The sequence below is a fragment of the Chryseolinea sp. T2 genome (genome assembly GCF_037203685.1).
In the GTDB taxonomy this organism is placed as follows: Bacteria; Bacteroidota; Bacteroidia; order Cytophagales; family Cyclobacteriaceae; genus Chryseolinea.
The window spans coordinates 492,298-505,376 of record NZ_JBBCAU010000002.1; the positions used below are offsets into that span (position 1 = coordinate 492,298).

General features: G+C 47.5%; 7 protein-coding genes. 4 read left to right on the forward strand and 3 right to left on the reverse strand.

Annotated elements, in window-relative coordinates; translation table 11 throughout:
• Nucleotides 1-19 precede the first annotated feature (19 nt).
• From WBG78_RS06965 to WBG78_RS06975, 3 genes are all read right to left on the reverse strand, one after another.
• Nucleotides 20-2,380: an ABC transporter permease gene (locus WBG78_RS06965; protein WP_337325673.1), complete on the reverse strand. Its 2,361-nt coding sequence runs from the start codon at nucleotides 2,378-2,380 to the stop codon at nucleotides 20-22.
• A 92-nt stretch (nucleotides 2,381-2,472) separates the two neighbouring features.
• Nucleotides 2,473-3,759: a sensor histidine kinase gene (locus WBG78_RS06970; protein ID WP_337325674.1), complete on the reverse strand. Its 1,287-nt coding sequence runs from the start codon at nucleotides 3,757-3,759 to the stop codon at nucleotides 2,473-2,475.
• A gap of 238 nt (nucleotides 3,760-3,997) precedes the next feature.
• On the reverse strand, nucleotides 3,998-5,380 hold the full coding sequence (locus WBG78_RS06975; protein WP_337325675.1) for a sigma-54-dependent transcriptional regulator: 1,383 nt from the start codon (nucleotides 5,378-5,380) through the stop codon (nucleotides 3,998-4,000).
• Nucleotides 5,381-5,696: 316 nt separating this feature from the next.
• Between WBG78_RS06975 and WBG78_RS06980 the strand changes: the two genes are divergently transcribed.
• The 4 genes from WBG78_RS06980 to WBG78_RS06995 all read left to right on the forward strand — a co-directional run bounded on the left by WBG78_RS06980 (nucleotide 5,697) and on the right by WBG78_RS06995 (nucleotide 13,074).
• Complete coding sequence (locus WBG78_RS06980) at nucleotides 5,697-6,950, forward strand: efflux RND transporter periplasmic adaptor subunit (protein ID WP_337325676.1); 1,254 nt, start codon at nucleotides 5,697-5,699, stop codon at nucleotides 6,948-6,950.
• 244 nt (nucleotides 6,951-7,194) lie between these two features.
• A complete protein-coding gene (locus WBG78_RS06985) occupies nucleotides 7,195-7,884 on the forward strand; it encodes an ABC transporter ATP-binding protein (protein ID WP_337325677.1) in 690 nt (229 codons plus the stop codon).
• Nucleotides 7,885-8,121: 237 nt separating this feature from the next.
• Nucleotides 8,122-10,494 carry an ABC transporter permease gene (locus WBG78_RS06990; RefSeq protein WP_337325678.1) on the forward strand — a complete coding sequence of 791 codons (2,373 nt, stop codon included), beginning with the start codon at nucleotides 8,122-8,124 and terminating at the stop codon, nucleotides 10,492-10,494.
• Nucleotides 10,495-10,662: 168 nt separating this feature from the next.
• Nucleotides 10,663-13,074, forward strand: coding sequence for an ABC transporter permease (locus tag WBG78_RS06995; protein ID WP_337325679.1), 2,412 nt, complete (start codon nucleotides 10,663-10,665; stop codon nucleotides 13,072-13,074).
• The last annotated feature ends 5 nt before the right edge of the window (nucleotides 13,075-13,079 follow it).

The following is a 13,079-nucleotide window of genomic DNA, read 5'->3' on the forward strand; positions in this document are numbered from 1 at the left end:
TTTCTGATTTGACGTGATTCTATTCCTGCCTTAAGCTCTTTACCGGATTGGCCGCAGATACCCGAATAGAATGATAGGCGATTGTAATCAAAGACACAATCAGACAGGCAACAGCCGCAGCCACAATAGTAATGATACCTACGTCGATGTGATAGGCAAACTTTTGTAACCACTGAGTCATGAGGAACCATCCCAACGGGCACCCTATACACGCTGCGACAAGAACCAGCACTGTAAACTCGCGTCCCATCAGTCGGACCAATCCCGGTACGGATGCTCCAAGTGTTTTCCGAATGCCAAGTTCCTTGGTTCGTCGTTCCGCAGAGAATGCAGAGAGCCCGAACAGTCCAAGGCAGCTAATAAAGATGGAGAGAATAGACAATGTATTAAACACTTTCTCCTGTTGTGCTTCGGCACTGTAAAACTCCTCCCAGTCCTGGTCGAAAAAGGTATACTTGAACGGATAACCTGGAGCATATTCTTTCCAGAGCTTTTCAAGCGAGCTTATTGCTTCTGCAGTCTGGCCTTCTTTCGCACGAACGATAACGCAGTTAATATTATCTGGCTTAAGGCGAATAACAAGTGGATCAACCTGACTGTGAAGTGACCCGAAATTGAAATCTTTAATAACACCAACAATCTTGCCCTTGCGGTCCCACATGGTAAGGTCCCGGTCAGCAGTACCACCACTGAAACCGAACTTCTCAGCAGCCTTCTGATTCACCAGATAGTTCGCGGTATCTGTTGTGCTTGTCCGGTCAAAGCTGCGTCCCTCAACCATGGTCATTTTGAGTGTCTTCACAAAATCATAGTCAACATCCAGGTTCGTGAACAGGATCTGACTATCGGGATCTTTACCTTCCCAGCTTAGCCCCATGGTTGAGTTTCCAATGCTGATGGGAACCTGACTGGATCCGGTTACATTCTCAATTCCAGGCTCTGCTGTCAGCCGGTTGCGAAAAGTTTCAAACTTCGAGCCGATATCGGATGCTGTCCATGTATAGAAAACATTCTCACGCGAGAAGCCGATGTCGCGATTCTCCATAAAACGTACCTGCCGGAATACTACTGCTGTGCTAATGATGAGAATGATCGACAGGGAGAACTGAAAAACAACTAGCGTCTGCCGAAACGTCGACGCGCGACTGCCGCTCTTCAACTGACCCTTCATGACCTCAACAGGCTTGAATTCAGCGATGACTATTGATGGATAAATCCCTGCAGCAAACGCGGTGAATACGATCACCGCCAGCACCAGCCACAGCGCATTGATATCAAGTGAAGAAATTGCAAGCTGTTTACCAGAGATGGAATTAAACCAGGGCAATACCAGGAGGGCAAGACCAACAGCAGCGATAGCACTCATAAACACCGAGAGAAAAGATTCACCCATGAATTGCTTGAATACCTGAGCCGGTGCAGCACCGATTACTTTTCTAAGTCCGACTTCTTTTGCGCGCTTCGTTGCCTGTGCAGTAGAAAGGTTCATGAAATTGATCGAAGCGATCGCAAGCACAAATACGGCTACTGCGAAAAAGATGCGGACCGTGTCTATCCTTCCACCTGAAAGCACGCCGTTCTCGAAGTTCCCATGAAGGTATGCATCGCCAAACTTTTGTATGAAGAGTTCGACGTTAGTTTCCTTATTGTGCTCTTTTACTTCGTGCTTGAATTTCTCACCAAACGATTGAGTATTGGTTTCCTTTGCCAGCATGATGAACGTCCTGATGTTGTTGTTTCCCCACTCGTCAAGCCATCCCTTATTTTCATCCCAGAAGAAGGCAAAGGACACGAGAAAGTCGAAACGCAGGAATGAATTGGCAGGAGGGTCCTTAACAACAGCAGACACATTAAATGCATCTTTTGTGTCAAGTAACAACGTCTTGCCTATTGGGTCCTGATCACCAAAGTATTTTATGGCCATCCTCTCAGTGATGACAATGCTGTGTTTGTCATTCAATGCAGTCTTTACATCACCCTTGATCACCGGAAACGTGAACATGGTGAGGAAGTCCGGATCCACATACTTTCCGCTCTCGTAGAACGACTTGTCATCAAGCTGGAATAACCGCGAAACGTCCCAGGTCATCCGTGTGGCCTGCTCAATCTCAGGATACTTCTCTTTGATGAATGGTGCCATGGGCGCTGGAGTGGCAGCAAATGTATAGATGCGTCCGTCGGAGTATCTTTGATTTTCCATCACCCTGTAGATACGATCTCCATTTGTATGAAAATTGTCAAAGCTCAGTTCATCCTTAACCCAAAGAAAGATGAGAAGCGCACTGCAGATGCCAAATACAAGCCCAAGTATATTAACGGTGGACGGTAGCTTGTTCCGGAATATGTTGCGCAATGCGACGAGCAGATAGTTCTTAATCATGATGGAACAAATTATGATTTGACCTTTGTAATAATGTGTTTACCTCAACATTTGTGATGAGTTACAAACTGATCACAAAATATTCTCCCGAATCAGAATCTCAGTGTAAATATGGTTTTTACATCCGGCTCCGACTCTACGTTCAGCGATCCATTATGCATCTGCATAATCTGACGCGAAAGGCTCAGTCCTATGCCTGACCCGGTGCGCTTTGTGGTATAGAACGGCACGAAAATATGTTCCAGTGCCTCTTTAATGATACCCGGTCCGTTGTCAATCACTTCAATCAATACTGATGTCTCGTCGTAGCGGCCAACGAGTTCCAGCTGAGGGTCCTCTGTCTCCGCCATTGCTTCGATGGCATTTTTCAGGAGATTGATCAGCACCTGTTCGATAAGTTCCACGTCGGCCTGGATCGTGAGGTATTCAGAACTGCAGCTGTGCCTGAACTTTACATGGGTCTTTTTGAGTTCAGTGCGCATGAGGTTGGCCACGTGTTCAATGAGATCCATTAGCCGCACCGTTGCAAACTTTGGCTTTGGCAGTGAGGTGTATTCGCGGTAAGCGTCTATAAATTTAATGAGGCCCTTACTGCGGTTCTCTATTGTGGCCAGACCTTCGCGCAGGTCATCAGCACCTTCCTCCTTAAGCTCATAGTTCACTCCCTTCTTTTCCATTTCGTGGTCCAGAATTTCGCGTAGTGTAGAAGTTAGGGACGAGATCGGAGTAATAGAGTTCATGATCTCATGGCGCAGCACGCGGGTTAGGTTCTGCCAGGCCTCCAGCTCCTGCTTCTGCAATTCGGGCTGAATGTTCTGCAGCGTTATCAATTTCACGTCCATGCCGCGAATACGCATCTCTGTAGCCTGCACAGTAAGATAAAGATCGTTAGCGCCCTTATATAATTCGCTCTTGCCCGGCTCTACACTGTTCAGCGCGTGATATAACTTCGGATTGATCGAAATGAGTTCACGGATGTTTTTGATGTTGGTAACATTCATGAAACGCTTAGCGTTCGCGTTGATCAGCTGAACGTTCCCTTCGATATCGAAAGACAGGATACCGGTGCGTACCTGCTGAACGACCGTGTTTAGATATTGACCCTGTTCCTCTTTTTCTGAGCGGGCCCTGCGAAACGCCTCCAATACTTCATTGAATGCGATGTTTAGATCCTTGAACGACTTACCCAGTTTATTATCTGACGTGAATCCTGAAATGAAATCAGAATACTTTACCGACTCCAGGAAGCGTGTAAGCTTACGGTTGGTTTGATTTACGAATCGAAAGATATCGACCAGCTGAAGAACGATGATCACACAAGTGAGCACGGCAGCGAACAACATATTTGGTCGCGTAACCATATAGGTAAGCGCAGCCATGGTTAGACCCAGCAAACATACTCGCAGAATTACGCGCGCCCGAAAGTCAGAAAATATCATAGGTAGTTGGGCGAGTTAGTAAAGGGCGGCCACAATTGAAAGTAATTGATAATTGATAATTGACAATTGATAATTAAGGAGGGCCTTGCCGGCCCTGTTAAAGACTCAGGGCGACGGAAATCACCACTGCGCCTTTTGTTTGCCGAGGAGGCCACAATTATCAATTATCAATTGTCAATTAAAGCCCGTATTTCTCCAGCCTCCGATACAACGACGATCTGGTTAGGCCGAGCTCCGATGCCGCCTGCGTGATGTTTCCGTTGTATTTTTTTAGGACCTTTCGGATCAGCAGTTTTTCAACTTCCTCAAGGTTGTATTGTTCAAGGCTGAGATTGCTGTCTTCCCGGGAAGAAGACGACTGTGCAAAATTAAAGTCCTCTGGCTGAAGCACGGAACTGGTACTGAGAATGATGGCCCGTTCGATGGAGTGTTGCAGTTCCCGGATGTTACCCGGCCATGGGTGTTTGTGCATACGGGCCATTGCAGCCTCGCTGATGCGATTCACCTGTTTATCATATTTCTGTGCATAATGCTTCAGAAAGTGACTCGCTAAGAGAGGAATGTCTTCGAAGCGATCACGCAAAGAGGGGATCTCGATTTCGATCGTATTGATCCGGTATAAGAGATCCTGTCTGAACCGGTTCTCTTTCACCATCTCGTATAATGGCATATTTGTAGCGCAGATCAGCCGTATATCAACTGGGGTATCTTTGTTTGATCCGACGCGACTGACCTTCCGGTTTTGAATTACTGTAAGCAGTTTGGCCTGAAGTTGCAGCGATAGATTTCCAATTTCGTCGAGGAACAACGTTCCTCCGTTAGCCAGCTCAAAACGACCAGCGCGATCTTCCTTTGCATCAGTAAAGGCCCCCTTCTTATGGCCGAAGAGCTCACTTTCGAATAGCGTCTCCGTTATAGAACCGAGATCGACGCTGACAAAATTTTCATTCTTACGTGCGCTGTTCCTGTGTATAGCCCTGGCGATAAGTTCTTTTCCAGTGCCGTTCTCACCAAGTATCAGCACATTTGCATCAGTCTTGGCCACGCGATCGATGGTCTGGAAGATCTTGTGCATGGCTGTACTCTGGCCAATGATTTCCGAATAACGGTCGTTCAATGCCTGATTGATCTCGTGATTTTTATTCTTGAGATTTTCAATCACGTCGCGCGATTCGCGCAAGCGCATTGCTGAGAAAAGCGTGGCCAGCAGTTTTTCGTTTTCCCACGGCTTAAGTACAAAATCGGTTGCTCCGGCCTTGATCGCCCGCACGGCCATCTGTATGTCGCCATAGGCAGTGATCAATACAACAACCGCAGATGGATCCAGTTGGAGAATCCGCTCGAGCCAGTAATAACCTTCGCTGCCGCTGCTGACGTCCTTGGTGAAATTCATATCGAGAAGTATGACGTCATAATCCTCGTTATTCATCAGAGCCGGTATCGCCTCCGGATTCTTTTCTATATCTACCTGCGCGAAGTGGCGCTTAAGATGCATCTTGGCTGCCTTGAGCAGGTCTTCATTGTCGTCTACGATCAGAATCTTGCCTTGTTTTTGTTCCATTCCAGGGGCGATTTAAGGTGGTTAAGACTGTATCAATACCAAACACAGTTGTCCGGTAGTGGGCAAAGTGCATACCATACACCAACTTGGGCTAAAATCGCTTAAAAAGGGCCAGAATGCCTAATTTTTGCGTTCGAAAGCGGACAACGCCGTTCATCTGTGAACGAAGAAACGGACAGTTCTTCCGGGAAACAATGGCAAAACAGGCCCGCGGCCGACGTTTAGCAGGCCCTGCCGGGGTTGGCACACTTGTTGGCAACGGGGGTATAGGAGCGGACACGTACAAACCCCAGGTCTGCCACGATAACTTAGGAAAATGGATAAGCAACTCAAGAAGAAAAAGTGGACGGTAAAGAAGATTGCAACCTATGGTGGTATTGCAGTGTTCGTGACATTCGTGGGCTATCAGTTCATTTTTGCCGATCGGCGCTCAAAGCTCAAGATCGAAAAGGATAAAATTACCATCGCCGAAGTAAAGCGCGGCCAGTTCAAAGAGTATATCCCACAGACCGGTACCGTCGAACCCAGCCACACAGCATACCTGGATGCCGTCGAGGCCGGAACCGTGAAGCGCGTTGTAGCGGAAAGCGGTGCGGTCGTGAAAACCGGAGATGTTATTCTCGAGCTAAGCAACCTTAACCGCGAAATTCAAGTCTTGTCGCAGGAAGCGACACTGAGCGAAAGTATTAACCGTAACCGGGATACCCGTTTGAGCATCACTCAAAACGAACTGACCCAACGGAGTCAGCTGGCGGAAATCGACCAGCAACTCGCGATCCTCGGACCACAATATGTTCGTCAGAAGCAACTTTATGAAAAGAAGCTGATCTCTAAGCAGGAATTCGAGAAAACCGAAGCGGATTACAAATACAACTTGGAACGGAAGAAGTTTACATACACCGCTTACCGCAACGACTCTCTCGATCGTGGCCGTCAGCTGAGCGACCTTGCCGACATGGAGAAAAGGATGACGCTTAACCTTCAGGGTGTGGGCAAGATCCTTGACAACCTCGTAATCCGCGCTCCGATCGACGGACAATTGTCACGTCCTCAGCTTGATCCCGGACAGGCTATCAATCCCGGCCAGCGTATGGGTTGGATTGATGTACAGGGAAGCTATAAAGTGAAGGTACCCATCGACGAATTGTATTTGCCACGCATTACACAAGGTCTGCGTGCAACCACAACGTTCAATAACAAGGACTACGAACTTGAAATTAAGTATGTTTATCCCGGCGTTACGAATGGACGTTTCGACGTAGACATGGAGTTCATTGGTGACGTCCCCCAGGGCATCCGTCGCGGACTTTCCCTGCGACTCCGCATAGAGTTAGGACAGCCTTCTGAAGAGCTCCTGTTGCCTGTAGGCGGCTTCTATAAGGACACCGGTGGAAACTGGGTGTTCGTAGTCGAAGAAGGGGGTAGCCGCGCCGTTAAACGCGATATCAAACTTGGTCGGAAGATGGGTAGTGAGTATTTTGAGGTACTGGAAGGCCTCGAACCGGGCGACAAGGTAATTACCTCCTCTTATGAAAACTTTGGAACCAACGAAGTACTGTTGTTGAATTAAGAATTTAAGAATTGGGAGTTGCTGGAAATTTGATAGTGCAGTACCTGGAAGTAATATAAAACAAGTATAGAAAGCCCCTCGACACTTCATGACTAATAAAAAATTGACTACAGTGACGATGCAATTCACAACATTACTGTAACAATTCAACTCAAAAGTGAGTCGAAGGCCGTAACTATTTCGAAAAAAGCCAGTATTCTCAGAACAAAATAACGACACCAATCATCAAACCGTAAAACGCGCCATGATCAAATTAAAAAATCTAGAAAAGGTTTATACCACAGAAGAGGTAGAAACAACGGCTCTCAACAACATCAACCTCGAAATCAAAGTGGGTGAGTTTGTGGCCATAATGGGTCCTTCGGGATGCGGTAAATCTACGCTCCTTAACATCCTGGGTCTCCTCGATAACCCTTCAGGTGGTGAATATTGGTTCGGAGACCATGAAGTGGCGAAGTATTCGGAGCGCCAGCGCGCTCAACTGCGCAAAGGTTCAATTGGTTTCGTATTCCAAAGCTTTAACCTGATCGACGAGCTCACAGTATTTGAAAACGTTGAATTGCCTTTGTTGTATATGAAGGTACCTGCATCTGAACGCAAGCAGCGCGTCGAAGAAGTGCTGGAGCGCATGAACATCATGCACCGACGCAATCACTTCCCTCAGCAGTTGTCTGGTGGTCAGCAACAGCGTGTCGCTATCTCACGCGCTATCGTTGCAAAACCTAAAGTGATCCTCGCCGATGAACCTACTGGTAACCTTGACTCTGCTAACGGCGAAGAAGTAATGAAGCTCCTTTCTCAACTGAATGAAGAAGGAACAACAATCATCATGGTAACGCACTCGCCATACGACGCGAACTATGCTCACCGTATCGTCAACCTCTTCGACGGAAAGGTAGTGACCGAGAACATCAAGGAGCAGTTCCACATTTAGAGAGCAATTGATAATTGATAATTGACAATTGATAATTAGGGAGGGCCTGCCGGCCCTTTTGAAACAGGAGGCGCGGAGAATGACTCTCAGCGCCTCTTGCATTTCCCTGTTTTCTTATATTTAAAGGGGCGACAGCCCCTCCACAATTATCAATTATCAATTATCAATTGTCAATTCTCCCCCGTTTTCTGCAACCTTTTATAGCTCATTCCAGTCTTTATCTAAAAACCCTCCCTCATGATAAAGAACTTCTTCCTTATTACATTCCGCAATCTGATGAAGAACAAACTGTTCATTTTCATCAATGTATTCGGAATGGCAATCTCTATTGGATGCTGTCTCGTGGCATACTTCAACTGGGAATTCGACGCTCAGTTCGATGCCATACATAAAAACGCAGATCATATTTATCGCGTAAGTTCAGTCCGCAAGTTTGATGGAGCCACAACCTTGTATGGACATGCACCAACACCTCTCGGCCCTGCCGTTCATCAGAACATCAGTGATGTTAACGCTTCATCCCGATTCAGTTGGTCGTACTCTGATTTTAAGATCACCGACAATGTTTTTCGTGCGGAACTTAGCTACGTCGATCCCGATTTCTTCAAGATGTTTTCCTTCGACTTCATAGAAGGAAGTGCGGATGCAATCAACGATAAATCAAAGGCCGTAATCAGCGACGAGATGGCGATAAAGTTGTTCAACTCAACAGACGTCGTCGGGAAACAGATTACGCAAGTGATCGGCGCCATAACCAGAGAGGTCACGATCGGCGGCGTCTATCGCAAGCCGGCAATGAATAACAGCTTCGACCGCATGTCATACATGCATTTTGACAATGCTTTCGATGACGACAAGAACGTCAAAGAAGATGACTGGAAGAATCGCACCACGCTGTTTGTCATGATCAATGATCCGTCGCGGGTCGCTTCTGTCCATAAGCAGCTTCAGGACTACCGAGAAAACAACAACCGCGTACGCGAAGACTTTCAGATCAGCGAGTTCGTGCTCGACCCGTTTGTTGGTATGGGCCACCGCGACCAGAAGAATGATACCTGGAGAATGACCCGCAGCTCTTCGCCACCCGCCGCTGTTGTCAGTCCTATCATCATGGCTGTGCTGGTATTGCTTATCTCCTGTTTTAACATGACGAACACATCTATCGCAATCTCCGCTCGGCGATTGAAGGAGATTGGTATTCGAAAAGTTATGGGCAGCCTTCGTGCACAACTCATCGTACAGTTTATTGGAGAAACCCTTTTTATTTGCTTCCTCGCTCTCGTGCTCGGAATGTTTATCGGCGAAGTACTAATTGCTTCATGGAACATACTGTGGCCAGAAATAAAAATATCATCGCACTACATTGACGCACCCGAGGTACTGATTTTCCTTGCTTCGGTGCTGTTGATAACCGGGCTCGTTGCCGGTAGCTATCCTGCTTTTTACATCAGCAACTTTGAGCCTGTAAGCATACTCAAAGGAAAGATGAAGTTTGGCGGCACAAACTACTTCACACGCACACTACTTATTTTACAGTATGCCTTTTCGTTGGTCGCCGTTGTATTCTCAATTGCTTTCTATCAGAACTCACTGTATCAACGCGATTTTGACCTCGGCTTCGACGACAGAAGCATCATTGTCGCCTACGTGAATTCAAAGAGTGAATTCGAAACGTATAAGAACGCAATATCCCAGGACAAGGAGATTCTTGATATTGCAGGCTCAACACACAGTATTTTTTCTGCGCGATACAACGATCCTATCAAATACGAGTCTCGTGAAATTGAAGTAGACATCATCGACGTTGGCGAAGACTATATCCGCACCATGGGACTTGAACTGGTGGCAGGCCGCGACTTCAAGAAAGACTCAGAAACTGACCGGCGCGAATCCGTGATTGTCACTGAAGGCCTGGTAAAGAAGTTTGGCTGGGACAATGCAGTTGGCAAGGAAGTCACCTGGATGGACACGACGAAGCTCTTCGTTGTGGGCGTTGTTAAGGATGTTTACACGATGGGACTGTGGGATGAAATGGAGCCTATGATGATTCGAAATGTCGGCCCCGAGAAATACACCCACGTCATCGTGCGTGCACCCGTCAAAAACCTGAAAGAAGTCAATACGCGAATGGAGGCAGCCTGGAAACAAGTGTTTCCGACACGCCTTTACAACGGCCGTTACCTTGATGAGATCATGATGGAAGCGATCACCACCAATGATAACATTGTTCAGATATTCGCTTTCCTCGGCATCGTGGCATTGCTGCTGTCAGCAACGGGACTCTATACGCTGGTTTCTCTGAACATCATTAAGCGAATGAAGGAGATCGGAGTAAGGAAAGTACTTGGCGCTTCCATTTCGAACATCACCCGCATCATCAACACAGAGTTCGTGATCATGCTCTTGATTGCCTCTATCATGGGTTGCGCATTAAGCTTCTTTGCCGTCGAAGCGCTGATGAGCAGCATCTGGAAATACTATCTGCCTGCTTCCATTGCCACCCTGACTGCGTCTATTGTGATCCTCTTCGGCGTCTCTGCCGTCGTTGTAGGATACAAAATCTTCTCTGCCGCGAACATGAACCCGGTCAACACGCTGAGGACAGAATAGAATTAAGAATTAAGAATTAAGAGTTAAGAATTAGCAGCCAGCCTGTCGGCTGATTGCCCGTCACGACCGCAGGTCGTGGTGGCTAATTCTTAACTCTTAATTCTTAATTCTTAATTTCTCTGCAACCTGCGGCCTTCTTTTCGCGTCTCACTCCCAAATCCATTTGTCATGTTTAGGAACTACTTCAACGTCGCCATCAGAAACATCCTGAAGCACAAGTTTTTCTCATTCATCAACATCATCGGCATGACCATCGGGATAACGGCGTGCCTTCTGATCGTCATCTATATCAATGATGAGCTCAGCTACGACCGCTTTCACGCGAATGCAGATCGCATTTATCATGTTGCCCTGCACGGCCGCATAGCGGGTCAGGACATCAACACTTCCACCACCTGCCCGCCGATGGCTCAGGCACTCATCGCCGATGTTCCGGAAGTGGAAGCGGCCACGCGACTGCGACAGATGTATGGCGTGGCCGTAAAGAACGAAGACAAGGTGTTTTCGGAAGAGAATGTGTTCCTGGCCGACTCGAATTTCTTCGAGTTCTTCAGTTTCAGGCTTGTGAATGGTAACGCTCACACAGTTCTTCTGGAACCTAATAGCGTTGTGATCACAGAAGAGATGGCAAAGAAATACTTCGCCAGCGAAAATCCTGTTGGAAAGCTGTTGGTGATTGGCAACGACAACAAAACATATAAGGTAACGGGAGTGACAGAGAACCCGCCTTTTAACTCTCACTTTAGATTCAATATGCTGATATCTGCCGTGAGCGATGAGAGCATGCGTTCACAGGTGTGGGTCAATAACTTCATGTATACGTACTACATGCTCAAACCAAATACGACCGCAAAACAGGTGGATGCTAAGTTTGTGGCGTTGGTTGAAAAGTATGTTGGACCTGAAATTGAAAAATTCCTTCAAACGACCATCAGGGAATTGAAAGCCAAAGGTGACGATTACGGCTTTTATTCTACAGCCATTACCGACATACATCTTTACTCGACAACAAACGACAGCATAACACCTCACGGCAACATCGGATATATCTATTTCTTCGCAGCGATAGGCGTATTTATCATTGCCATTGCCTGTATAAACTTCATGAACCTGGCGACGGCCCGTTCTGCAGGACGCGCCAAGGAGGTTGGGCTTCGCAAGACGCTCGGTTCACTTCGTGCTCAAATGATTTTTCAGTTCCTGGCCGAGTCGTGGTTGTATAGCTTCGTTGCAGTGGTCCTGGCCGTGCTGGCGTGTTACTTCCTGCTTCCAAAATTCAACCTGCTGTCGGGCAAGGAACTCACCATGGCTATCGTTGGATCGCCATGGTTTATTGCCGGACTAATCGGATTGATCATCGGAGTCGGGCTTATCGCGGGCAGCTACCCGGCTTTTTATCTTACTTCATTCAATGCGGTTGAAGTATTGAAAGGCAAGGTTCGTGCTGGCATGAAATCGAAAGGTATTCGCAGCACGCTCGTTGTGTTTCAGTTCGGCCTCTCCATCTTCCTGATCATTTTTACGCTGGTCGTTTACCAGCAGATCAATTTCATGCAGGATGCGCGTCTGGGGCTCGACAAGAATAACGTGCTCGTTGTTCAGGGTGCCAACAGGCTGGGAACAAGTAAAGAGAGTTTCCGGAATTCTTTAAGCCAGCTGAAGGGTATTGAAAAGCTCAGCTACACAAACAACGTGTTTCCGGGTGTTAACAATACGACGGTTTTCAGAGCGGCGGGATCCGACCAGGATCACATCATGGGGCTTTACTACGCCGACTACGAACATCAGCAGGTCATTCGTTTTGAAATGAAGGAGGGAAGGTATTTCTCGAATGAGTTTCCTGCAGACACTATGGCCATTGTTCTCAATGAGGCCGCAGTGAAGGAGCTTGGCTTTGCCAATCCAATCGGCGAAGAAGTTGTGTTTTTCGGAGGCGGAAACCTTGAAACTGCACCGAGGCTCAAAGTGGTGGGTGTTATGAAAGACTTCAACTTTGAATCGTTCACCGCGCAGGTGCGACCGCTTGCTCTCAGACTTACAACAAACGACAGAACTTTGCTGGTCCGGTATTCAGGCAATCCAAAGGACGCTGTCGATCACGTTGAAAAGCTGTGGAAGCAACTGGCCCCAAGTGAACCGCTTCAATACAGTTTCCTCGACGATAATTTTGATGAGCTATTTCGGGCAGAACAACGCATGGGTGACATCTTCACAGTGTTCTCCGGCCTTGCCATCTTCATCGCATCGCTCGGGCTATTCGCACTCGCAGCATTTACTTCGGAGCAACGTTCGAAGGAGATTGGCATTCGCAAAGTGATGGGCGCCTCGGTGCTCGGCATTACAATGCTGCTGTCAAAAGAGTTTACCCGCCTGGTGTTGTTTGCCTTTGTACCCGCAGCACTGGCTGGCTGGTACGTTTCCAATCGCTGGCTGGAGGGCTTTGCATACAGGATTGATGTAAATCCATGGACAATATTCTTCAGTGGATTTGCCGCTCTGGTACTGGCCTGGGTAACGGTGAGCTATCAATCCATCCGGGCCGCCGCTGCCAGTCCTTCTGAAACCCTGAGGTCAGAATAGGGCAG